Below are 21,570 nucleotides of genomic sequence, written 5' to 3'. Positions count from 1 at the left end.
AGCGCCATACGCACGAAGATCGCACGAGGCGTTTGGGCAGAAGGCACCGTTTGGCGCTGGGCGGGCGGGCGACAACTAATTGACGTTAAGGGGTATGAAAAATGGGTAGAGACGGGCGGGGAGTTAGGAAGGTTTCAGACAGCAGTATACAAATCTCCTTCACATACAAGGGCGTAGTTTGTCGCGAGCGGTTGCAGATCAAACCAACCACGTCAGGCCTCAAGCAGGCTGAGCGCATCCGGGCGGAGATTCTGCTCAACATCGAGCGCGGCGTATTCAACTACGCCAAGGCGTTCCCGGGTTCGTCCCGGGCCGCCACGTTCGCGGAATTCAAAGGCGAGCTAAAGACGGTCTCCGACTACCTAGAGGCGTGGCTTGAGCGACAAAAGAAGCACCTCAAGTCCAGCACCGTAGACGGGTACCGCAAGATTATTGAATACCTCCTCGTCCCCTGCTTTGGTAAGAGCACCTTGGCAGACCTCACACGCGCAGGGTTTCGGGACTGGCTTGACAGGATGGATTGCACGAACAAACGCCTGTCTAACATTCAGAGCGTAGCCCGCAAAGCGTTGGACGATGCCGTACAGGATGGCCTCATTGCAAGCAACCCGCTGTACGGGTGGACGTACCGAAAGAAGGAACCGCCCAAGGAGCAGGACGACATAGACCCGTTCGACGCTAACGAGCAGCGTGCCATTATCGCCGCCCTCCCCGCTCAGGCCGCTAATATGATCCAGTTCGCGTTTTGGTCGGGCCTGCGTACCTCGGAGCTTGTGGCGTTGGATTGGTCGGACGTGGATTGGACCAAGCAAGAGGTCATCGTGCGGCGTGCGCTGACGCAGACCGCAGACGAGGCCGAGGACACCAAGACTAAGACGAGCCGCCGGGTAGTAAAGCTCCTGCCCCCGGCCCTCGCCGCGCTCCAGGCTCAGAAGGCGCACACGTTCCTAGCGAATGCCGAGGTGTTCCAAGACCCGCGTAACCTAGCTCGTTGGACTGGAGACTCTCCTGTGCGGATCGTATGGACTCGGGGTTTGCGCAACGCGCAGGTGCGGTACCGCAAGCCGTATCAAACTCGGCACACGTACGCGTCTATGATGCTCTCGGCAGGCGAACACCCTATGTGGGTAGCAAGGCAGATGGGCCACGCAAACCAGAATACTACCGTGCGTATTTACGCTCGTTGGATGCCGAGCGCGGACCCGAATGCAGGCGGTAAAGCAGTGGAGAAATTCGCGGCAGAGGTGCTGCGATTAGCGTGCGATTCGGAGACGAAAATAGCCAAAAATAGCTAAATAAATCGCAGCGGGGAATTTCTAAGTGTTTGATTTTTTAGGTTAATCTGGCGGAGAGAGGGGGATTCGAACCCCCGATAGGTTTTACCCTATACACGCTTTCCAGGCGTGCGACTTAAACCACTCATCCATCTCTCCGGAAGACCGCGATTATACCAAGTTCCCGCGCCTGCGCCAGCCCCTACGGATGGCGAATGTAATCGACGAGCGCGCGCGTGTACGCATCCGGCTTCCGATCGAACAGACTCACAACGATCGCCACCGCGAATCCGGCCGGCACCCCGAACACGCCCGAGCTGATCGGCTCGATGCCGAACCAGCGCGGCCCGGCGAAACCCGTCAACTGCACGAAGAACGGATACGTCGACACGATGTAATACACGCAGACGACGAGCCCCGCGATCATGCCCGCGACGACACCCCGCTGCGTCGTGCGCTTCCAGAACACGCCGAGTACGAGCGCCGGAAAGAGACTCGACGCTGCAAGCGAAAACGCCGCGCCGACCAGAAACAGAATGTTGCCCGCATTCAGCGACGCCACATACGACGCGAGCAGCGCCACGCCGAGCAACAGAATCTTCGAGATCGTCACGCGCCGCTGGCTCGTCGCGCGGCGATCGACCATGCAGTAATACACGTCGTGCGAGAGCGCATTCGCGATCGTCAGCAGGAGCCCGTCCGCCGTCGACAAAGCCGCCGCGAGCGCGCCGGCGGCAATCAGCCCGGAAATCACATACGGCAATCCCGCGATTTCAGGCGCCGCCAGCACGACCATGTCCGGCTGCATCTGAATGCCGGCCCAGCGCACGATGCCGTCGCCGTTCACATCGCCGATGCGGATCAGATACGGCTCCACGCGCCGCCATTGCGTGACCCACTGCGGCAGATCGGCAAAGCGATGCCCGACGAGCCCCGTCAATATTTCATGCTTGATGAGCACCGCGAGCACCGGCACCGTCAAATAGAACAACGCGACGAAGAACAGCGTCCAGCCGACCGAGCGCCGCGCCGACGACACCGACGTCGTCGTGTTGTAGCGCGTGAGGATGTGCGGCAGGCTCGCCGTGCCGATCGACAGGCACAGGAGCAGCGACAGAAAGTTGATCTGATGCACGCGCGGGCTCTCGTCACCGGCCGAGCCGGGCGCGAACGCCTCGGCCATCGGCACGGGCGCGGCGACGCGCTCGATCAACGCATCGCGTTCGCGCGACCATTTGGCGTGCGCATCGGCGGCATCGCGTGGAAAAGCCGCGAGTTCGCGCTCGCGCTCGTTGATCTCGCGCAGCGGCCCGTTGCGCCGGCGCAGTTCCGCGATCTCCGCGGCGAGGCGCGCGTGCTCGGCATGGAACGACTGCGGCAGCGCGTCGATGCGTTGCTGAATCAGCGCGGCCTGCCGCTGATAATCGGCGCGCACGCGCGCTTCGTCGGGCGACACGGCGACCGCGCGTTCGAGCGATTCGACGCGCTCCATCACGCGCCCGTAGTTGAATTGCGGGAACCACCCGAGCCCTTCGCGATGCGCGATCATCGACACGGGAATCAGCATCGCGCTGATGAGGATGATGTATTGCGCGACCTGCGTCCACGTCACCGCGCGCATGCCGCCGAGAAACGAGCACACGAGAATGCCCGCGAGACCGCAGAAGATGCCGATCGAAAACTCGATGCCGATGAACCTCGACGCGATCAGCCCGATGCCCTGGATCTGCGCGACGAGATAGACGAACGAACAGAGAATCGCCGCGAACGCCGCGAGCCCGCGCACGAGGTTGCTGGAGAAGCGCGTGCCGAGAAAATCCGGAATCGTGTAGCGCGCGAGTTTGCGCACGTACGGCGCGAGCAGGAACGCGACGAGGCAATAGCCGCCGGTCCAACCCATCACGTACGCGAGGCCGTCGTAACCACTTGCGTAGATCGACCCGGCAAGCCCGATGAACGATGCCGCCGAAAGCCAGTCGGCGGCCGTCGCCATGCCGTTGAACGCGGACGGCACGCGCCGTCCTGCCACGTAGTATTCGACGAGATCCGACGTGCGCGACAAAAGACCGATCACCGCGTACACCGCAATGGGCACGAACAGGAACACATAGCCGATCCACGTTCCCGGCCCCGTCGTGCGCTCGATGCGCTCCATCAGAAAGATGAACAGCAGGAAGCCGACCGTATAGAGCGCGTAGGAGAGGATCAGCCGGTTCGTGAGCTTCATGCGGCGTCGCCCTGTTCGGCGCGGGCGGCGCGGGCAAGACGCGCATCGGCCATCTGCATCAGCACGATATAGATGAGGATCAGCGCGATGTAGACGAGAATCGCGCCCTGCGCGCCGAAGTAGAACGGCAGCGGAAAGCCGGCGACGCGGGCATGCTGGAAGCGTTGCGCGAAGAGCGGCAGGCCGAAGGAGACGACGAAGCCGATGGTCATCAGCACGCCGATCAGCGCGATATTGAAGCGCCAGTAGCGCCGATGCGCGCGCGCCATCGCCGCCGATACGGGCGGCGGCGAGGCAGGCGTCGGGTTGGAAGAATCGGACATGCGGTTTTTTAACAAAACCGCATGTCATCGGCAATAAGGATCGACCGCTGCCGCGCGAGGCAGCGGTCGCGGACGATCAGCGCGCTTCGCCGAGCTGATCCAGAATCGCGGGATTTTCCAGCGTGGAGACGTCCTGCGTGATCTCCTCGCCCTTCGCGAGCGAGCGCAAGAGCCGCCGCATGATCTTGCCGGAGCGCGTCTTCGGCAGGTTCTCGCCGAAACGGATGTCCTTCGGCTTCGCGATCGGACCGATCTCCTTGCCGACCCAGTTGCGCAGTTCGGTGGCGATCTGCTTCGCTTCGTCGCCTTCCGGGCGCGCGCGCTTCAGCACGACGAACGCGACCACGGCTTCACCCGTCGTATCGTCCGGACGGCCGACGACCGCGGCTTCCGCGACGATCGGATTCGCGACCAGCGCCGACTCGATTTCCATCGTGCCGAGGCGGTGGCCGGAGACATTCAGCACGTCGTCGATGCGGCCCATGATCGTGAAGTAGCCGGTTTCCTTGTCGCGCACCGCGCCGTCGCCGGCGAGATACAGCTTGCCGCCGAGTTCTTCCGGGAAATAGCTCGTCTGATAGCGCTTGGGGTCGCCCCAGACGTTGCGCAGCATCGACGGCCACGGGCGCTTCACGACCAGAATGCCGCCTTGCCCGTTCGGCACGTCCTGGCCGGTTTCATCGACGATCGCGGCCATGATGCCCGGCAGCGGCAGCGTGCAGGAACCCGGCACGAGCGGCGTCGCGCCCGGCAGCGGCGTGATCATGTGGCCGCCGGTTTCGGTCTGCCACCACGTATCGACGATCGGACATTGCCCACGGCCGACGTTCTCGTGATACCACATCCACGCTTCCGGATTGATCGGTTCGCCGACCGTGCCGAGGATGCGCAGCGTCGACAGATCGAAACTCTTCGGATGAACCTTCGCGTCCGCTTCCGATGCCTTGATGAGCGAGCGGATCGCCGTGGGCGCCGTGTAGAAGATCGTGACCTTGTGGCGCGCGATCATCTCCCAGAAGCGGCCCGCGTGCGGATACGTCGGCACGCCTTCGAACATGACCTGCGTCGCGCCGATGGCGAGCGGCCCGTACGCGATATAGCTATGCCCCGTGATCCAGCCGATATCCGCCGTGCACCAGAAGATGTCGCCCGGCTTCATGTCGAAGGTCCACTTCATGGTCTGCGCGGCCCACAGCAGCGTGCCGGCCGTGCTGTGCTGCACGCCCTTCGGCTTGCCCGTCGAGCCGGACGTGTAAAGGATGAAAAGCGGATGCTCCGCGCTCACCCATTCCGGCTCGCACTTCGCCGATTCGTTCTCGACGATTTCATGCAGCCACGCGTCGCGGCCTTCGGTCCATGCGACCTTGCCGCCCGTGCGCCGATACACGATGACGTCCTTCACCTTCTCGCAGCCGCCCGCGGCGAGCGCTTCATCGGCGATGCTTTTCAGCGGCAGCGCCTTGCCGCCGCGCATCTGTTCGTCGGCGGTGATGAGCGCGACCGCGCCGACATCGACGAGACGTTCGTTGAGCGACTTCGACGAGAAGCCGCCGAACACGACCGAATGCGTCGCGCCGATACGCACGCACGCCTGCATCGCGACGACGCCTTCCACCGACATCGGCAGATAGATCACGACGCGGTCGCCCTTTTTCACGCCGCGCTTCTTGAGCGCATTGGCGAGACGCGAGACGCGGTCCAGCAGATCCTGATAGGTGACGTTGGTGACGGTGCCGTCGTCGGCTTCGAAGATGATCGCGTTGTCGTTGCCGCGGCCCGCTTCCACATGACGGTCGAGACAGTTGTACGACGCGTTGAGCTCGCCGTCCTCGAACCACTTGTAGAAAGGCGCCTTCGATTCGTCCAGCACCTGCGTGAAGGGCTTGTGCCACGTGAGCGTCTCGCGCGCGATGCGCGCCCAGAAGCCTTCGTAGTCACGTTCCGCTTCCGCTACAAGCGCCTTGTAGGCGTCCATGCCGGAGATTGCCGCACCCGCGCTTGCCTTGGCTGACGGCGGGAACACACGTTTTTCCTGAAGAACCGATTCGATCGCAGACATCGACAACCTCTCCTGATGGTGTTTCCGAAATCCGGCGGCGCGCGCATCGCTGAATGGGTTGCGCGCGCCGCATGTTTATGAGGTTCGAAAGCGGCGAACGCGCGGCGTTCCCGGCTTCGACCTTGTCTCCTTTCTACCGTACCGGAGCGGCACGGAAAAATGTCACGGCACATTCGCATACCGGCGACATCCTGCATTGAATTCAAGATAAGCCGCTCAACTTACCCGCTTCTTACGTGGCCGGGCCAACAGGCACGGGGTATACACGGAGTCCGCGCGGCTTCTACAATGCGTCCCCACAATCGTAACTGAACTCCCAGCGCGGTATCCAGCTTGAATCGCTACGCCCTTCTTTTGATTGCAGCGATGCTGCTCGTCGGAAGCAACGTCGGCATCGGCAAATCGATCGTCGCATTCGTTCCCGTTCCGCTCTTCGCGCTGCTGCGCTTCGTGATCGCGCTCGCGGTGCTCTGGCCGCTCTTGCGCTGGTCGAAGATGAAGCGCGTCGCGCGCGGCGAATGGCTCAACCTTTTCCTGCAGGCATTCTTCGGCACGTTCGGCTTCACCTTGCTGATGTTGAACGGCGTCGCGCGCACGAGCGCCGTCGCGGCGGGCGTCATCACGAGCACGATTCCGGCCGTGGTCGCGCTCTTCGCGTGGATCTTCCTCAAGGAGAAGCCGGGTCCGCGCGCGCTCGCGTCGATCGGACTGGCGATCGCGGGCGTGCTCGTCATCAACGTCGCGCAGGCCGGGGATGCGGGCGCGAGCTCCCTGCCCGGCAATCTGATGGTGCTCGGCGCCGTGTGCTGCGAATCGCTCTATGTGATCCTCTCGCGCCGTCTCACGCAGACGCTGCCCGCCATCGACATCTGCGCGTACACGCACGCGATCGGCCTGTTGCTCATGCTCCCGCTCGGCGCAACATCGCTCGCGCACTTCGACTGGACGAGCGTCGCCTGGAACACGTGGGCGCTCGTCCTGTGGTACGGGCTTTCGGCGAGCATCTTCTCGTTCTGGCTGTGGATGAAGGGCATCCGTCACGTCGACGGCAGTCTCGCCGGCGTCTTCTGCGCCGTGCTGCCGGTCGCGGCGGCGCTCTACGGCATCGCCTTTCTCGACGAACGTCCGACGCTCGCGCACGGCATCGCGCTCGCGTGCGTCGTGACGGGCATCGCGCTCGCAAGCTTGAAGGCGCGCGCCCGGGCTTCCGTTTCGGGCGAAACCGGCGCCTAGAACGGGTTCAGCGGATTCTGAAAGCATTTGGGAAGTCCGCGCGACGACACGCTACAATAGCGGGCTTCCCGACACCGCGAATGCGCCAATACCCGCCGCTCGCCGGCGGATTGCCAACGCTCCGCACGCACTTTGCACGTTCCGGTTCGTCATATTCGCCAGTCATCATTCCGGTTCGACCCGCCCCGACTGAAAAGCCGCCCATGTCCGCTCCCAAGCATTCTCCCGCCTCGCCCAAGCAGCCCGGCTCGATGAAACTGCTGCCGAAAGTCATCTTCATGAGCCGCTGGCTCCAGGTGCCGCTCTATCTGGGCCTGATCGTCGCGCAAGCCGTGTACGTCGTCCTGTTTCTGAAGGAAGTCTGGCATCTCGTCACGCACGCGATGACGCTCGACGAAACCAATATCATGCTCGTCGTGCTCGGCCTGATCGACGTGGTGATGATCTCGAATCTGCTCATCATGGTGATCGTCGGCGGATACGAGACGTTCGTGTCGAAGCTCGGCGTGGAAGGCCATCCCGACGAGCCCGAGTGGCTCGATCACGTCAACGCGGGCGTGCTGAAGGTGAAGCTGTCGATGGCGCTCATCAGCATCTCGTCGATCCATCTGCTGAAAACCTTCATCAACCCCGACCAGCACACGTTTCACACCGTGTTGTGGCAGGTGATCATCCACGTCGCGTTCCTCGTTTCCGCGCTCATCATGGCGTATGTCGACCGGCTGACCACGCATACGCATCCGCGCCATTTCCACGACGAGTCCTTTGCGCCGCCGAAAAACGCCGTCGAGTGAAGCGTCCTTCAGAACGCCCGCAGGAAAAAATTCAGTCCCCCAGAGCCCAAAGCCATGACAGTCATCAAGCAGGAAGACCTGATTCAGAGCATCGCTGATTCGCTGCAGTACATCAGCTACTACCATCCGCTCGACTATATCCAGGCGCTCGGCCGCGCCTACGAGCTGGAAGAAAGCCCGGCCGCGAAGGACGCGATCGCGCAGATCCTGACCAACAGCCGCATGTGCGCGGAAGGCAAGCGTCCGATCTGCCAGGACACGGGCATCGTCACGGTGTTCGTGAAGGTCGGCATGGACGTGCGCTGGGACGGCGCGACGATGTCGGTCACCGACATGATCAACGAAGGCGTGCGCCGCGGTTATCTGAACCCGGACAACGTATTGCGCGCATCGATCGTGAGCCCGCCCGAAGGCGGCCGCAAGAACACGAAGGACAACACGCCGGCCGTGATCCACTACGAGATCGTGCCGGGCGACAAGGTCGACGTTCAGGTCGCGGCCAAGGGCGGCGGCTCGGAAAACAAGTCGAAGTTCGCGATGCTGAATCCGTCCGATTCGATCGTCGACTGGATTCTCAAGACCGTCCCGACGATGGGCGCGGGCTGGTGTCCGCCGGGCATGCTCGGCATCGGCATCGGGGGCACGGCCGAAAAGGCGATGGTCATGGCGAAGGAATCGCTGATGGACCCGATCGACATTCAGGATGTCATCGCGCGCGGCCCGCAGGACTGGATCGAAGAACTGCGCGTGGAACTGCACGAGAAGGTGAACGCGCTCGGCATCGGCGCGCAAGGTCTCGGCGGTCTTTCGACCGTGCTCGACGTGAAAATCATGGCCGCGCCGACGCACGCGGCATCGAAGCCGGTCGCGATCATCCCGAATTGCGCGGCGACGCGCCACGCGCACTTCACGCTCGACGGCTCGGGCGCGGCGAAGCTCGAAGCCCCGCCGCTCGACGCATGGCCGAAGGTCACATGGCAGCCGAACACGGAGACGAGCAAGCGCGTCGATCTGAACACGTTGACGCCGGAAGAAGTCGCATCGTGGAAGCCGGGCCAGACGCTGCTCTTGTCGGGCAAGATGCTGACGGGCCGCGACGCCGCGCACAAGCGCATTGCCGACATGCTGGCGAAGGGCGAGAAGCTGCCGGTCGATTTCACCAATCGCGTGATCTATTACGTCGGCCCGGTCGATCCGGTTCGCGACGAAGCGGTCGGTCCGGCTGGCCCGACCACGGCCACGCGCATGGACAAGTTCACCGAGATGATGCTCGCGCAAACCGGCCTCATCTCGATGATCGGCAAGGCCGAGCGCGGCCCGGTCGCGATCGAGGCGATCAAGAACCACAAGGCGGCGTATCTGATGGCGGTCGGCGGCGCGGCGTATCTCGTGTCGAAGGCGATCCGCGAGGCGAAGGTGCTCGCGTTCGAAGACCTCGGCATGGAAGCGATCTACGAGTTCGACGTGCAGGACATGCCCGTGACGGTGGCAGTCGATTCGAGCGGCACGTCGGTTCACAAGACGGGCCCGGCCGAATGGCAGGCGAAAATCGGCAAGATTCCGGTCGCGACGGCTTGATCGCCGCTTAATGGCGGTTTATCACCGTGACTGAACGACGAGAGCCGGGCGATGCGCCCGGCTCTTTTCTTTGAACCGCCGCCAGTCGAGAAGCGTTTTCATTCTCAGTTTCGTCTGAAACAAAAAAATTCTACCTAACCTTGGCATCGGCACACTCAAGGTTTATCTTTCCAACAGCCCCACGTTACGAACAGGAAACAAAATCATGCAAGGCGACGCGAAAGTCATCGAATATCTGAACGCGCAGTTGAAAAACGAACTGACCGCGATCAACCAATACTTCCTGCACGCGCGGATGTACCAGCACTGGGGCCTCGAAAAGCTCAACAAGCACGAATACGACGAATCCATCGGTGAGATGAAGCACGCCGACTGGCTCATTCAGCGCGTGTTCATGCTCGACGGCCTGCCGAACCTGCAAGACCTGCACAAGCTGCTGATCGGCGAAGAGACCAAGGAAATCCTCGAATGTGACCTGAAGCTCGAGCAGATTTCCCAGTCGACCTGCAAGGAAGCCATCGCGTATTGCGAGTCGGTGCGTGATTTCGTCTCGCGCGAAATCTTCGAAAAGATCCTGCACGACACCGAAGAGCACATCGACTGGCTGGAAACGCAGCTGGATCTGATCGACAAGGTCGGCATCCAGAATTACCAGCAGACCATGATGGGCGATCACGAATAATCGGATGTCCCGCGTAGCGCCCTTCCCGATGCCGAACGAGCGTGCCGCGTCTGACGCGAGCGCGCCGGTCGGCATTTTCGATTCCGGCCTCGGCGGATTGTCGGTGCTGCGCGCCGTGCGCGCGATTCTGCCGCACGAGCGTCTGATCTACGTCGCCGATTCACTGCATGCGCCCTACGGCGAACGCGACGACGATTTCATCGTCGACCGCACGATGGCAATCGGCGAGTGGCTCGTCAGTCAGGGCGCGAAGGCGCTCGTCGTCGCGTGCAACACGGCCACCGCGCAGTCGATCGCGCTCGTGCGCGAGCGTCTGCCGATTCCGCTCGTCGGCGTGGAACCGGGCGTGAAGCCGGCGGCGGCGGTCTCGAAGTCGCGCGTGGTCGGGGTGCTGGCGACCGCCGTCACGCTGCGCTCCGCGCGCTTTCAGTCGCTGCTCGACCGCTACGCCGGCGACTGCCGCTTCATTTGTCAGGCGGGACATGGGCTGGCGCAGGCTGTCGAGCGCTGCGACACCTCGTCGCCCGCGCTGATGGCGCTGCTCGAAAGCTATATCGCGCCGATGCTCGATGCCGGCGCCGACACGCTCGTGCTCGGCTGCACGCACTACCCTTTTCTCGATCGCGCGATCCGCGACATCGCGGGCGAGCGGCTGCAGATCGTCGACACGAGCGTCGCCATCGCGCGGCAACTCGATCGTCTGCTCGACGCGCACGCGCTCAAAAATCTCGGCGCGCCGTCCGACGATATGCCGCGCTTCTGCTCCACCGCCGACGGCGAATCGCAGCGTCAACTCGCCGCCGCGCTCCTTCAGCTCGATGCCAAAGTCGAGCACGTCGACATCCCCTCGCGCCGAACGCGCCTCGCCGAACCCGACATCGTCTGAGGGTTTCTCACGCGCGTTGGCAGTTCCATCGCGCGCTTTGCCCCGTCAGACAAGGCGCCTAGCAATAAACCCGCTAACTTTCGCCCTCTGTTACAAAAAACACGGTCCTGCGCTTGCAAAGGCGCCAATACCGAATGATAATAATTCGCATTAACGCTAACTATTGCGAACGATCATGATTGTCTGCGTCTGCAAATCAGTGTCCGACCGAAAGATTCGAAGCGCCATCGCCGAAGGGGTGGACTCCTTTGATGAACTGCAGTTCGAACTCGGCGTCGCGCTGTGCTGCGGCAAGTGTGAAGAAAGCGTTCGCGACGTAATGGCACAAAGCGGCGTCTGCGCGTCGCGATGCGGCGTTCAGCAGCGCGAGCACGTTGCGCCGCTGACGTTCTACGAGCGCCAGGCTGCCTGAAGCAATTCGCGCGGCGTCGCCGCGCTCAACCGGCGACGCCGATGCTCCGGATGCGCCGCCCAGTCGTTTTATCGCCTCCAGCAAGCCAGGTTACCTTCGTATTTCCGGTCACTTTCAGCCAGCCGCGCAACCCTTACCCCTGGAGGGAAAGATGGAATTGCTGATTGGTTTTGTGACTACCCTGTTTATCTCCCTGCTGATTTTCCGAAAATGACGTCGTCTGGTTTCTTCCGCACCGTGCCTGTGCGCTCGTTGGACAGCGAACTCGAAGGCAGCGTTATCAGCAAGCATTCACGCAGCATCACAAGCAGCCAATAACGATGCAGTCCCCGACCACTTCTCCCGCCGCATTCCAGACCGCGCCGACAGCAAATGCGAATCCGCGCGTGATCGCGGCGTGCGTCGCCGTCGTCGCCATTCACGCTGCGTTGCTGGGCGTCGCGCTGACGATGAAGAACGAGCCGCCGCCCCGCCCGATCGAAGCCAAATCCATCACCGCGCAACTGATCAGCGAGACACCGCAGCCCGCGCCGCAGCCGGTCGCCGTCGAAACGCCGCCGCCGCCCAAGCCCGTGCCGCAGCCCGTTCCGAAGCCGCAGCCCAAGCCGAAGGTGAAACCGAAAGTCGAGCCGAAGCCGACGCCGATGCCGGTCACGGAAGCGCCTTCGCAGATCGCCGCGCCCGCGCCGGAACCCACGCCGCCCGCTCCGGCTCAGCCTGCGCCGCCGCCGGCCGCGCCCGCGATCGGCAAGCCGAGCATGGATCTCGCCGCGCCGAAGAACGTCGCGCACCTGAGTTGCAACATCGCGCAGCCCGACTATCCGGCGATGTCCAAGCGCCGCGGCGAAACGGGCACGGCCGTCATCCGTCTGACGGTAGGCCTGTCGGGCAAGATCGAAAATGTCACGCTGCAAAAGAGCAGCGGCTCGTCGCGCCTCGATGACGCGGCGCTCGACGCGGTGCGCGGCAGCGCGTGCAGCCCTTACAAGGAAAATGGCGAAGCGATTCGTGCTAGCGCCACGGTGCCATTCGTTTTCAGTCTGAACGACTGATCGTTTATTTAGATACAAGGAAGGAAACAGAAATGGAAAACTACGGGATTGCGCACGTCTGGGCGCAAGGCGACTTCGTGACGCGGGGCATCGCGCTCGCGCTCGTCATCATGTCGGTGCTTTCGTGGACGGTGATCGTCGTGAAGGCGTGGAACGTCGTGCGCCTGAAGCGCCTCACCAAGAACGCCGAACAGGCGTTCTGGCACTCCGACGACTTCAACGACGGCATCAAGAAGCTCGGCAGCCAGTCGTCGAGCCCGGCGGACAACCCGTTTCTCGCGCTCGCGCTCGCCGGCCAGGAAGCCGCCGACCATCATCATCAGACGCAGCCGCATCTGCACGACCGCATGGACGTGTCCGACTGGATCACGCGCTGCCTGAAAGACGTCATGGACGAAGGCGTCGGCCGCATGCAGGCGGGCCTCGCGATCCTCGCGTCGATCGGTTCCACGTCGCCGTTCGTCGGCCTCTTCGGTACGGTCTGGGGCATCTATCACGCGCTCTTGACCATCGGCGCGACGGGACAGACGTCGATCGATCAGGTCGCCGGTCCGGTCGGCGAATCGCTCATCATGACGGCGTTCGGCCTGTTCGTCGCGATTCCCGCCGTGCTCGGCTATAACGCGCTGACCCGCGCGAACAAGGGCATCGTCACGAAGCTGAACCGCTTCGCGCACGGCCTGCACGCGTTCTTCGTCACGGGCTCGAAGCTTTCGTCGACCAAGCGCGCGACGAACGCCGCGTCGGACAACCTGCGTCTCGCGACGCGCGCGTCGTAAGCCGGGGAGGTCCGCATCATGGCCATGAGCCCTTTCGCCGGAGACGAAGACGACGGCATGATGAGCGAGATCAACATGACGCCGCTCGTCGACGTCATGCTGGTTCTGCTGATCATCTTCCTCGTCACGATTCCGGCCATGCATCACGCGGTCAAGATCGACCTGCCGCACGCGAGCAGCCAGCCGCAGGACGAAAAGCCCGCGCACGTGAACATCGCGATCAAGGCTGACGGCACCACGCTCTGGGACGATCAGCCGATCGACGAAGCGGCGCTCAACGCGCGCATCGCGCAGGCGGCGCAGCAGAACCCGCAGCCGGAGATTCATCTGCGCGCCGATCGTCAGGTGGCGTACGAAAAGGTCGCCGATCTGATGTCGGCGGCGCAGGCAGGCGGATTGACGAAGATCGGTTTCGTCACCGAGCCGAAGAGCGGCAAGTAACAGCCCGACGCGCCCTCTTCCGGGCGCACAAAGTAAAAGGCCTTCATCGTCGGATGAAGGCCTTTTTTCGTGCGCGCTCGGCGCATTCGGGTGAGGCGGTCACTTTGGGTTCGAATAGCCAGAACCGGAAGTTCCGTCGCATGCAGCAGCCGTGGTCGACACGGACAGTGCAATCAACCCTATCAGGCTAACTATCAGAGCAGCCGTCAGTTTTCGCATAAGGAGCTCCTTAGCGAAGGAGGCTTCAATATACCGCCACAAATTGTGACGATCAATTGAATCTGTCCATCGCAAGCGCGCGCTTCAATGCCATAAACCAATGACAAACGCCGATGCGGTCAAACTGTTTCCCGTTCCGGCTGTTCGTGAACAGGACATTCTCCCGGAAAGCGCTGGCCGCTACCGATCGACTCGACGAGAAAATCGACGAATGCGCGGACGGCCGGGACCATGCCCTGACGCGACAAAAACACCGCGTAGAGTTGCGGCGACGGAAACGTCCAGCCGGGCATCACCGGCGATAGCTGCCCGGAGCGCAGCGGCGCGCCGTACATCATCTCGGGCAGCGCCGCGATGCCGACGCCGCGCATGACGGCCTCGCGGATCATCGACAGATCGGCTGTGACGAGGCGCGGCTCGTGCTCGAACTCATGGCGCGTGCCGTCCGGCGCGATCAGGCGGTAGACGTGGCGGCCGTCCGCCGACGGCGTGTCGATCGTGTCGTACTGGGCGAGTTCGGCGGGTGTCATCGGCGGCGCATTCGACTTCAGCAGCGATGGCGCCGCGACCAGCATCTGCTCCGTGCGCCACAGCGGCCGCGCGACGACGTTCGAGCTCGCGGGCGGCTCCGAGCGCACGCGCAGCGCGACATCGACGGCATCCTCGAACAGATCGACGACACGGTTCGTCACGCGCATGACGACGCGCACTTCCGGATAGCGGTGCATGAAATCCGGCATCACGGCGGACAGGAACGTCTGCGCGATCGTGACCGGAACGCTCACGCGCACCGTGCCGCGCGGCGAATCGCGCAGGCTTTGCACGACGTTGACGGCCGCCTGTGCCTCGGCGAGCATCGCCTGACAATGCTGATAGAAAAGCTGCCCGGCCTCGGTCAGCGCGAGCTTGCGCGTCGAGCGCTGCAACAGACGCACGCCGAGCGACGCTTCCAGCTCCGACACGCGCCGCGACAGCCGCGACTTCGAGATGCCGAGCACGCGCTCGGCGGCGGAAAACCCGCCGTGCTCGACGACGTGCGAGAAGTACATCAGATCGTTCAGGTCATGCGAGTCGGCTTTCATGAGTCGCCCGGTGGGACTGGAAGAGATGAACATCGACGCGGTTCGTTATCCCCAGCGGGACAATCCATTGCGCCGCGACGGCTTTTACCGCGAAATGCGGCCCATATAATAGCTCTGTGTTTCAAATTTATCGCTATTCCCCTCTTTTCCGTATTCCCGACGCGAGGCAATAATGTCCACCAGCCGCAGCATCGAACGCATCATTCCGGCGACCCGCACTGTCGAAGGCGGCGGATTCGTCGTGCATCGCCCTTTCCCGACCCGTCTTCTGATGGATTTCGATCCGTTCCTCCTCCTCGACGAGATGGGCCCAGCCGACTACGCACCCGGCGAGGCTAAAGGCGCGCCGGACCATCCGCATCGCGGCTTCGAAACCGTCACGTACATGCTCGAAGGCGAGTTCGGTCACAAGGATTCGGCCGGGCATTCCGGCACGCTGCGTCCCGGCGACGTGCAATGGATGACCGCGGGCGCGGGCGTCGTGCATAGCGAGATGCCCGCCGAGGAATTCACGCAACGCGGCGGCCGCGTGCACGGCCTGCAGCTTTGGGTCAACCTGCCGCAGCGCTACAAGATGATCGCGCCGCACTATCAGGAGATTCCGTCCGTGCAGATTCCCGTCGCGACGAGCGAGGACGGCAAGGTCAGCGTGAAGGTCATCGCGGGCGAGGCGCTCGGCGTGAAGGCCGCGATCGAGACGCGCACGCCGATTCTGTATCAGCACTTTTCGCTCAAGCCGGGCGCGAAGATCGAACTCGCCGTGCCGCGCGATTACCGCGTGTTCGCCTATCCGCTGTCGGGCACCGCGCTGTACGGTCCGCAAAGCCAGCCGGTGCGCGCGCAGCAGATGGTGATTTTCCGCGACGACAGCGATACGATCGCGCTCGCCGCCGGCGATGAGCCCGTCGAGCTGCTGCTGATCGGCGGCGTGCCGCTGAAGGAGCCGGTCGTGCGCTACGGCCCGTTCGTGATGAACACCGAGGACGAGATCCGCCAGGCCGTGATCGACTATCAGGCGGGCCGGATGGGCGCCATCGCGCATTGATCTGGTCACAGCGAAAACCGCGAAACGGTGCGGCACTAACGGACACATTGCGTCACAATGACCGTTCTTGCCGCGCCGTTTCGGCTTTGTCGTCAATCTTGCAGTCTCAACTTCAACCAGGAGCACGCATGGCCGGACCTTCCGTGACCGCCAGCATCGGCAACATCGACTATCAGGTCCGTCTCGGCGACGGGACGCATTCGTGGGTCGCGGACGAGCCGGCGGCCATCGGCGGCGGCGATACCGGACCGGAACCCGCGTCGCTGCTGCTCGCGAGCCTCGGCGCATGCACGTCGATCACGTTGAAGATGTACGCGAAGCGCAAGGAGTGGCCGCTCGAAGGCGTACACGTCGAGTTGTCGATGACAAGCACCGCCGACGGCACGAACATCGACCGGCGCATCGCGCTCACGGGCGCGCTGTCCGATGACCAGCGGGAACGGCTCTTGCAAATTGCCAATGCGTGCCCGATGCACAAGGTCCTGTCCGGCGCGATTCACATCGAATCCGGACTCGCGCCGCAGTGACGCATCGCGGGCACCACGAACGTCCAAGGGAAACGTCGTCTTGAATTTCGAACACCTGATCCAGATCAACGATCCGCACAATCCGCTTCTCGAATCGCTGACGCGCGAGCAGCTCTGGGAAGGCCTCGTCCTGCGCGCCGAGCAGCCGCAACTATTCGTGATCGGCCTGGATAGCTGCGACATCCTCGCGCGCGATGGCGACACGATGGAACGCGAACTCCACTACGGCCAGGCGACCGTGCGCGACCGCGTGACGCTCACGCCCGGCACCAGCGTGCGCTACGACATTCTGCCGACCGCCGATTACGTCGGCGGCTCGCTCACGATGGCGATCGAGCAGCCCGATGCGGTCCAGCTCTTCCTGCGCTTCACTTACGCCACGACGCTGCCCGAGAACGAAAACGCCACGCCCGATGAGCGTCAGACGCAGGAAATCGTGAAGTCGGCGTATCGCGAGTCGGACATCGACACCGTGCGGCTCATTCGCCAGTTCGCGCACGGCCGCAGGGACGAGAGTCCGCTGCATTGAGCCTCTGACGGATGCGGTGGCGAATGTTTCGCGGCCGCATCGAGACTGGCTATCGAAAGAGGCGCTTCAATCGGAAAGTCTAGTCGCAAATAGGAATAGTTATCATTTACTATAGACCCATCGAATCAACGAACGCACATTTTCCGACATGACCGATACGCCGCGATCCTCCACGCTCAGGCTGCGCCGCCCGGCTGTCCGCGACGCCGCGATCACCCGCCCGAAGGCGACGACCGTGACAACGGTTCATGTCGCGCACGCGGGGGACAGCACCGGCGAGCGATCGCTGAAAAGCGACGCGCTGCTGCAGGGACGCAGTCACGTGAGCATCGTGCATAACGGAGAGACGTACCAGTTGCGTGCGACGCGTTTGGGCAAACTGATCCTGACGAAATGACGCGCAGGCAAGAACAGCCGTAGTACCGGGTATTGTGGGGACCACCTCGCCAAGAGGTGTTTGGCCTTAGCCAGCGAGGACGACTTGCACGCGAGAAATTAGACCCCTTCGTGCAAACACCAGCCAGTCGTCGATAGCAAGCGAAGCCGCTTTTTTTGGTTCCTGCTTGGGTCACGATGCGCGCCGACGAGCGCTGCATCCGAAAACAGAATGGCACGTCTTCGTTACGAGGACGTGCCATTTTTATTGCGCGAATGCTTCAGACGTTCTCGATGCCGAGCGCCGCGATGCCCGCCTTCGCGATCTGCGCATCCTGATCCGATTTCACGCCCGACACGCCGACGGCACCGACGATGTCCGTGCCCACGAAGATCGGCACGCCGCCTTCGAGCATTGCGGTCATCGGCGCGGAGAGGAACGCCGTGCGGCCCTGCTTGATGGTGTCTTCGTAGACCTTGGTTTCGCGACGGCCGAGCACGGCGGTGCGCGCCTTGCCCGTCGCCATTTCGGCGGTGCTCGCGCCTGCGCCGTCGAGACGATGCAGATGCAGCAGATGTCCGCCATCGTCGACGATCGCAATCGTCACGTTCCAGTTGTGTTCTCTCGCATGCGTCTCGGCGGCCGCGGCCATCGCCTTGACGTCTTCGTCGGTCAGTACGGGTTTGGTTCTCACTTCTCGCTCTCGTTGCCGCGCTTGACGGCGTCGACGGTTTATCGGCTGAAGCCCCAGAACATCAGGTACCACGCGCTGTCCGCAACGGCCAGCGCAGCGACAAACCATACCATCGCAAGAAGGCGCGGAACAAGTGACGATGCATGGCGCCCCGTCACGCGCCAGGCAAGCCACGCGCTCCAGAGATTCGCGGCCGCGAGCAAGCCGAGCCGCAGACCCGGCACCCACCACAACGGCAGATGCTCGGCGCGCAGCAGCGATACCGTCGTCGCGGACAGGCCCAGGAACACGCCGACGCCCGCAATCGGGATCAGGGCGAGCGTCAGGTGATGCAGGCGCGTCGCGTTCATCTTGCCGAGCATGCGCGTGCCGATGGCGAGCAGGCCGAGCAGCGCCGTGCCGTACACGAGCCCAGTCGCGACGATATAGCCGATGACCATGGTGCCGTCGAGCCACGAGAAGACGTCGTTCTGTTCCGGGTAATGCGTGAACAGGAACCACGGCGCGTTGGTGTCGAGCGGCCAGAGGATGTCGTGATCGATCAGCCAGGCGGCGAGAAATTGCTTCAGATCGACGAACCAGGTGCTCACGGTCCAGTGGAACGCGCCGATCGCGATGCCGAGCAGGCCGTACAGAATGAGCGCGGTGTCCCACGGATTCGCGGCCTTGTCGCCGAGCTTCACGACTTCCTCGGACGGCGAGCGCCACGTGAGCGCGATGGCGTCGCGATGGCCGCTGCATCGGCCACACATGTGGCAGTCCTGTGCGCCCTTCATGTTGCGCAGCGGGACGAGCGGCGCGCAGTTGATCGGAATCACGCGATGGCCGTGCTCGCCCTTCGTGTACGAACGGCGCCACGCTTCTTCGTCGACCTTGTAGTGAAACGGCGCGAGGCGCGCGAGCAGCGAGAACACGCCGTTGACCGGGCACAGATACTTGCACCACACGCGCTTCTCGCGGCCATACAGCACGCCGATGATCATCGCGCCGACGGTCGAGCCGCCGAGCACGAGCAGCACCGCCTTCGGATACTGATAGACGCTGACCATCTGCCCGTAGATCGTCGTGAGCCCGAATGCGACGAACGGCCAGCCGCCCCAGCGCATCCAGCGCGGAATCGCCCAGCCGCGGCCGAACTTGCTCGCGAACTCCGACAGCGCGCCTTCGGGACACAACACGCCGCACCAGACGCGCCCGAGCATGACCATCGACAGCAGCACGAATGGCCACCAGATGCCCCAGAACACGAACTGCGCGGCGAGCGTGAGATTGTTCCACAGATGCGCGGCGCCGTCCGGCAGCGGCATCACGGCGGGAACGATGATCAGAAATGCATACACGGCAACGACGACCCACTGAATCATGCGGATCGTGCTGCCGTGACGTTGCATCCAGTGGCCGGCTTGTTGAAGCCGGCCCGGTCTACGCATTACGGAACTCATGCTGGACGGCTTGCCGCCTTTTGTTTTTGCGCCATCTGGGTGTTCGAACGGCGCAGCAGAAGATAGATGACGACCCAGTACACCGCATACGCGACGAGATTCATGCCCGCGGGATGCGCGCGATAACCGGTGAGCGTAGCAACGAGCGATCCGAACGTACTCGAATCATCGAGCAGCCACGACGTGTTCCACACCTGATTGACGATGACCGGCAGCACTTCCATGTCGATCAGCTTGTCGACGCCCGTTTCGAAGAGGCCGGCCGCCAGGAACAGCAGCATGATTTCGGTGACGCGAAAGAACGAGCGCCACGAGAAGATCTTGCCGCCGAGCTGCAGGATATAGAACGTCAGCAGCGCGAGACCGAAGCCGAGAATGATCGCGATGTACTGCGACGCGTCGACGTGCCCCGACTGACCGAAGCCGACGCCGTAGAGAAACACGGCCGTCTCGCTGCCTTCGCGCGCGATCGCCAGCGCGACGAGCACCGCGATGCCCCACCAGTGTCCGTCCTGCGTGCTCTTTTGCAGCGATGTTTCCATGTCGCGCTTGAGCGTGCGTCCGTGGCGCTTCATCCACAGGACCATCTGCACGATCAGCACGCAGGCGATCAGCACCATCGCGGTCTGGAAGTAATCCTGTGCATCGCCCGACAGCACTTCCGTGAAGCCGATGAGCGCGGCGCCCAGCGCCACCGCCGCAAGCAGGCCGATGACGACGCCGGCCCACAGATAAGGCAGGCCCCGGCGCGCCTGATGATCGCCGTTCTTCAGCCACGCGTAGAGAATGCCGACGACGAGCAACGCCTCGACGCTCTCCCGCCACACGATGAAAAGTACCTGCCCCATACCCGACCTCCAGCAATTCCACTTCAAGCGGCCGCGCGCGGTGCGAACATCGCGCGGCACATTCCGTTACTTCGCGACGATCACGCCTTGCGCGGACTGATGAAAATCGTCGAAGAACTTGTATTCACCCGGATCCAGCGGTGCGATCACCACGAACGAATCCGCCCCCGGCGCGAGCACTTTTTCCTTGCGCAACTGCACGCTTTCGAACTCGGCGGCGCCCTTGCCGACGTTATGCACTTCGATCTTGATGCGCTGCCCCGCCGGCACTTCGATGCGCGCCGGATTGAGCTTGCCGTCGTTCATTTCGAGCTTGAACGTCGGCAGGTCGGCGGCGTGCGCCAAGTTCATCCCGGCAAAGGCAAACGCGGACATCGCGAGCGCGGCCACCTGATTTTTCAGCTTCATGCGTACTTCCTGAGAGTGAATGCGCCCGGTCCGGGATGCCGGGCGCCACGGACGATCAGTAACCGCCCTTCTTTCCGATGCCCGCGAACGGGAAGTCGTACTCGATCGTGAACGGCTTGAACCACGGACCGACGCCCGTTTCCTTGTCGGTGTGACGGCCGAACGCCATGTGGCCTTCCTGCGACGGCGGCGAAATATGCAGCTTCAGGTGATACTTGCCCGGCCCGAAGAGCTTGACGTTGTCGCCGTAGTGCGGGCCGTCGCTCGCGACCATCGGCATCAGGTCGCCCTTGATGGTCTGCGTCGTGCCGACCTTCGTGAGTTCATACGTGACTTGCAGATACGGCATCCAGTCGCCTTCGGCGAAACCGGTCGGGTTGTTCTTGACCGCGTGGATATCCGCCTCCAGGTGGATATCCGAATCCGACGCCTTGCGCATCATGCCTTCCGGCGACATCGTGATCGGCTGCAGATACACGGCGCCCGTTTCCATGCCCGCCTCGATGTGCTGCTTGCCGATCGGATATTCGGCTGCCGACGCTGCCATCATCGCCGTGAGACCTGCGGCGGCGACAAGGCCGCGCATCAACGTTGAACCCATCAGAAAACTCCTTGTTGTTATCGATTGGCACGCGTGCCACGCGAGCCTTGCCACTGAGA

At 63.0% G+C, this 21,570-nt stretch carries 23 protein-coding genes and 1 tRNA gene; 14 read left to right on the top strand and 10 right to left on the bottom strand.

Annotated elements, in window-relative coordinates; all coding sequences use genetic code 11:
- The first annotated feature begins 101 nt into the window (after positions 1–101).
- Complete coding sequence (locus LDZ23_RS04885) at positions 102–1,295, top strand: site-specific integrase (RefSeq protein WP_244807896.1); 1,194 nt, start codon at positions 102–104, stop codon at positions 1,293–1,295.
- 48 nt (positions 1,296–1,343) lie between these two features.
- Here LDZ23_RS04885 and LDZ23_RS04880 read toward each other — a convergent pair.
- From LDZ23_RS04880 to acs, 4 genes are all read right to left on the bottom strand, one after another.
- Positions 1,344–1,433, bottom strand: a tRNA-Ser gene (locus LDZ23_RS04880).
- Between the two features lie 43 nt (positions 1,434–1,476).
- Positions 1,477–3,501 (bottom strand): sodium:solute symporter family protein, encoded by a 2,025-nt coding sequence (locus tag LDZ23_RS04875; protein ID WP_244807895.1) that lies wholly within the window; start codon positions 3,499–3,501, stop codon positions 1,477–1,479.
- On the bottom strand, positions 3,498–3,824 hold the full coding sequence (locus LDZ23_RS04870) for a DUF4212 domain-containing protein (protein ID WP_008350418.1): 327 nt from the start codon (positions 3,822–3,824) through the stop codon (positions 3,498–3,500). Before LDZ23_RS04870 ends, LDZ23_RS04875 begins: the two co-directional genes overlap by 4 nt.
- A 76-nt stretch (positions 3,825–3,900) precedes the next feature.
- Positions 3,901–5,883 (bottom strand): acetate--CoA ligase, encoded by a 1,983-nt coding sequence (gene acs, locus LDZ23_RS04865; protein ID WP_008350420.1) that lies wholly within the window; start codon positions 5,881–5,883, stop codon positions 3,901–3,903.
- A 333-nt stretch (positions 5,884–6,216) separates the two neighbouring features.
- On the opposite strand from acs, the gene LDZ23_RS04860 reads away from it, so the two are divergent.
- The 9 genes from LDZ23_RS04860 to LDZ23_RS04820 all read left to right on the top strand — a co-directional run bounded on the left by LDZ23_RS04860 (position 6,217) and on the right by LDZ23_RS04820 (position 13,740).
- Complete coding sequence (locus LDZ23_RS04860) at positions 6,217–7,116, top strand: DMT family transporter (protein WP_244807894.1); 900 nt, start codon at positions 6,217–6,219, stop codon at positions 7,114–7,116.
- A gap of 203 nt (positions 7,117–7,319) precedes the next feature.
- Positions 7,320–7,910, top strand: coding sequence for a TIGR00645 family protein (locus LDZ23_RS04855; protein WP_033537207.1), 591 nt, complete (start codon positions 7,320–7,322; stop codon positions 7,908–7,910).
- A 54-nt stretch (positions 7,911–7,964) separates the two neighbouring features.
- A complete protein-coding gene (locus tag LDZ23_RS04850) occupies positions 7,965–9,488 on the top strand; it encodes a fumarate hydratase (RefSeq protein ID WP_008350426.1) in 1,524 nt (507 codons plus the stop codon).
- A gap of 205 nt (positions 9,489–9,693) precedes the next feature.
- Positions 9,694–10,170, top strand: a complete 477-nt coding sequence (bfr, locus tag LDZ23_RS04845; RefSeq protein WP_008350427.1) for a bacterioferritin — start codon at positions 9,694–9,696, stop codon at positions 10,168–10,170.
- A gap of 4 nt (positions 10,171–10,174) precedes the next feature.
- Entirely contained in the window at positions 10,175–11,056 is an 882-nt protein-coding gene (murI, locus tag LDZ23_RS04840) for a glutamate racemase (protein ID WP_244807893.1), read from the top strand.
- Between the two features lie 175 nt (positions 11,057–11,231).
- On the top strand, positions 11,232–11,468 hold the full coding sequence (locus LDZ23_RS04835; RefSeq protein ID WP_008350432.1) for a (2Fe-2S)-binding protein: 237 nt from the start codon (positions 11,232–11,234) through the stop codon (positions 11,466–11,468).
- Positions 11,469–11,788: 320 nt separating this feature from the next.
- Positions 11,789–12,520: an energy transducer TonB gene (locus tag LDZ23_RS04830; protein WP_034472124.1), complete on the top strand. Its 732-nt coding sequence runs from the start codon at positions 11,789–11,791 to the stop codon at positions 12,518–12,520.
- Between the two features lie 32 nt (positions 12,521–12,552).
- A complete protein-coding gene (locus LDZ23_RS04825) occupies positions 12,553–13,299 on the top strand; it encodes a MotA/TolQ/ExbB proton channel family protein (RefSeq protein ID WP_008350435.1) in 747 nt (248 codons plus the stop codon).
- A gap of 18 nt (positions 13,300–13,317) precedes the next feature.
- Positions 13,318–13,740 carry an ExbD/TolR family protein gene (locus LDZ23_RS04820; protein ID WP_008350436.1) on the top strand — a complete coding sequence of 141 codons (423 nt, stop codon included), beginning with the start codon at positions 13,318–13,320 and terminating at the stop codon, positions 13,738–13,740.
- A 338-nt stretch (positions 13,741–14,078) separates the two neighbouring features.
- On the opposite strand, the gene LDZ23_RS04815 is transcribed toward LDZ23_RS04820, so the two are convergent.
- The gene (locus LDZ23_RS04815) at positions 14,079–15,041 is read right to left on the bottom strand and encodes a LysR family transcriptional regulator (protein ID WP_008350437.1); all 963 of its coding nucleotides are present in this window, start codon (positions 15,039–15,041) and stop codon (positions 14,079–14,081) included.
- Between the two features lie 172 nt (positions 15,042–15,213).
- On the opposite strand from LDZ23_RS04815, the gene LDZ23_RS04810 reads away from it, so the two are divergent.
- The 4 genes from LDZ23_RS04810 to hemP all read left to right on the top strand — a co-directional run bounded on the left by LDZ23_RS04810 (position 15,214) and on the right by hemP (position 17,539).
- Positions 15,214–16,086 carry a pirin family protein gene (locus LDZ23_RS04810; protein ID WP_244807892.1) on the top strand — a complete coding sequence of 291 codons (873 nt, stop codon included), beginning with the start codon at positions 15,214–15,216 and terminating at the stop codon, positions 16,084–16,086.
- Positions 16,087–16,214: 128 nt separating this feature from the next.
- Positions 16,215–16,613, top strand: a complete 399-nt coding sequence (locus LDZ23_RS04805; RefSeq protein ID WP_244807891.1) for an OsmC family protein — start codon at positions 16,215–16,217, stop codon at positions 16,611–16,613.
- 40 nt (positions 16,614–16,653) lie between these two features.
- Positions 16,654–17,142 (top strand): SRPBCC family protein, encoded by a 489-nt coding sequence (locus tag LDZ23_RS04800; RefSeq protein ID WP_244807890.1) that lies wholly within the window; start codon positions 16,654–16,656, stop codon positions 17,140–17,142.
- A 148-nt stretch (positions 17,143–17,290) separates the two neighbouring features.
- Positions 17,291–17,539, top strand: a complete 249-nt coding sequence (hemP, locus tag LDZ23_RS04795) for a hemin uptake protein HemP (protein WP_008350441.1) — start codon at positions 17,291–17,293, stop codon at positions 17,537–17,539.
- A gap of 259 nt (positions 17,540–17,798) precedes the next feature.
- On the opposite strand, the gene LDZ23_RS04790 is transcribed toward hemP, so the two are convergent.
- From LDZ23_RS04790 to LDZ23_RS04770, 5 genes are all read right to left on the bottom strand, one after another.
- On the bottom strand, positions 17,799–18,212 hold the full coding sequence (locus LDZ23_RS04790; RefSeq protein WP_008350442.1) for a GlcG/HbpS family heme-binding protein: 414 nt from the start codon (positions 18,210–18,212) through the stop codon (positions 17,799–17,801).
- A 38-nt stretch (positions 18,213–18,250) separates the two neighbouring features.
- Positions 18,251–19,654 carry a 4Fe-4S binding protein gene (locus LDZ23_RS04785; RefSeq protein WP_200889199.1) on the bottom strand — a complete coding sequence of 468 codons (1,404 nt, stop codon included), beginning with the start codon at positions 19,652–19,654 and terminating at the stop codon, positions 18,251–18,253.
- Entirely contained in the window at positions 19,651–20,502 is an 852-nt protein-coding gene (locus tag LDZ23_RS04780; protein ID WP_008350446.1) for an FTR1 family iron permease, read from the bottom strand. The genes LDZ23_RS04785 and LDZ23_RS04780 overlap by 4 nt, the downstream gene beginning before the upstream one ends.
- Positions 20,503–20,568: 66 nt before the next feature.
- Entirely contained in the window at positions 20,569–20,877 is a 309-nt protein-coding gene (locus tag LDZ23_RS04775; protein WP_404989938.1) for a cupredoxin domain-containing protein, read from the bottom strand.
- 88 nt (positions 20,878–20,965) lie between these two features.
- The gene (locus LDZ23_RS04770; RefSeq protein WP_008350449.1) at positions 20,966–21,511 is read right to left on the bottom strand and encodes an iron transporter; all 546 of its coding nucleotides are present in this window, start codon (positions 21,509–21,511) and stop codon (positions 20,966–20,968) included.
- Positions 21,512–21,570: the final 59 nt, after the last annotated feature.

The sequence above is a fragment of the Caballeronia zhejiangensis genome (assembly GCF_022879815.1).
GTDB lineage: Bacteria > Pseudomonadota > Gammaproteobacteria > Burkholderiales > Burkholderiaceae > Caballeronia > Caballeronia zhejiangensis.
The sequence above is the reverse complement of the archived record's forward strand: the minus strand, read 5'-3'. Positions and strand labels throughout refer to the sequence as shown.

Excerpts from the sequence above, each read along its gene's own strand:
- LDZ23_RS04885 (WP_244807896.1), top strand. The coding sequence starts at position 102 with ATGGGTAGAGACGGGCGGGGAGTTAGGAAGGTTTCAGACAGCAGTATA.
- LDZ23_RS04875 (WP_244807895.1), bottom strand. The coding sequence starts at position 3,501 with ATGAAGCTCACGAACCGGCTGATCCTCTCCTACGCGCTCTATACGGTC.
- LDZ23_RS04870 (WP_008350418.1), bottom strand. The coding sequence starts at position 3,824 with ATGTCCGATTCTTCCAACCCGACGCCTGCCTCGCCGCCGCCCGTATCG.
- acs (WP_008350420.1), bottom strand. The coding sequence starts at position 5,883 with ATGTCTGCGATCGAATCGGTTCTTCAGGAAAAACGTGTGTTCCCGCCG.
- LDZ23_RS04855 (WP_033537207.1), top strand. The coding sequence starts at position 7,320 with ATGTCCGCTCCCAAGCATTCTCCCGCCTCGCCCAAGCAGCCCGGCTCG.
- LDZ23_RS04850 (WP_008350426.1), top strand. The coding sequence starts at position 7,965 with ATGACAGTCATCAAGCAGGAAGACCTGATTCAGAGCATCGCTGATTCG.
- bfr (WP_008350427.1), top strand. The coding sequence starts at position 9,694 with ATGCAAGGCGACGCGAAAGTCATCGAATATCTGAACGCGCAGTTGAAA.
- murI (WP_244807893.1), top strand. The coding sequence starts at position 10,175 with ATGTCCCGCGTAGCGCCCTTCCCGATGCCGAACGAGCGTGCCGCGTCT.
- LDZ23_RS04835 (WP_008350432.1), top strand. The coding sequence starts at position 11,232 with ATGATTGTCTGCGTCTGCAAATCAGTGTCCGACCGAAAGATTCGAAGC.
- LDZ23_RS04830 (WP_034472124.1), top strand. The coding sequence starts at position 11,789 with ATGCAGTCCCCGACCACTTCTCCCGCCGCATTCCAGACCGCGCCGACA.
- LDZ23_RS04825 (WP_008350435.1), top strand. The coding sequence starts at position 12,553 with ATGGAAAACTACGGGATTGCGCACGTCTGGGCGCAAGGCGACTTCGTG.
- LDZ23_RS04820 (WP_008350436.1), top strand. The coding sequence starts at position 13,318 with ATGGCCATGAGCCCTTTCGCCGGAGACGAAGACGACGGCATGATGAGC.
- LDZ23_RS04815 (WP_008350437.1), bottom strand. The coding sequence starts at position 15,041 with ATGAAAGCCGACTCGCATGACCTGAACGATCTGATGTACTTCTCGCAC.
- LDZ23_RS04810 (WP_244807892.1), top strand. The coding sequence starts at position 15,214 with ATGTCCACCAGCCGCAGCATCGAACGCATCATTCCGGCGACCCGCACT.
- LDZ23_RS04805 (WP_244807891.1), top strand. The coding sequence starts at position 16,215 with ATGGCCGGACCTTCCGTGACCGCCAGCATCGGCAACATCGACTATCAG.
- hemP (WP_008350441.1), top strand. The coding sequence starts at position 17,291 with ATGACCGATACGCCGCGATCCTCCACGCTCAGGCTGCGCCGCCCGGCT.
- LDZ23_RS04785 (WP_200889199.1), bottom strand. The coding sequence starts at position 19,654 with ATGAGTTCCGTAATGCGTAGACCGGGCCGGCTTCAACAAGCCGGCCAC.
- LDZ23_RS04780 (WP_008350446.1), bottom strand. The coding sequence starts at position 20,502 with ATGGGGCAGGTACTTTTCATCGTGTGGCGGGAGAGCGTCGAGGCGTTG.
- LDZ23_RS04775 (WP_404989938.1), bottom strand. The coding sequence starts at position 20,877 with ATGTCCGCGTTTGCCTTTGCCGGGATGAACTTGGCGCACGCCGCCGAC.
- LDZ23_RS04770 (WP_008350449.1), bottom strand. The coding sequence starts at position 21,511 with ATGGGTTCAACGTTGATGCGCGGCCTTGTCGCCGCCGCAGGTCTCACG.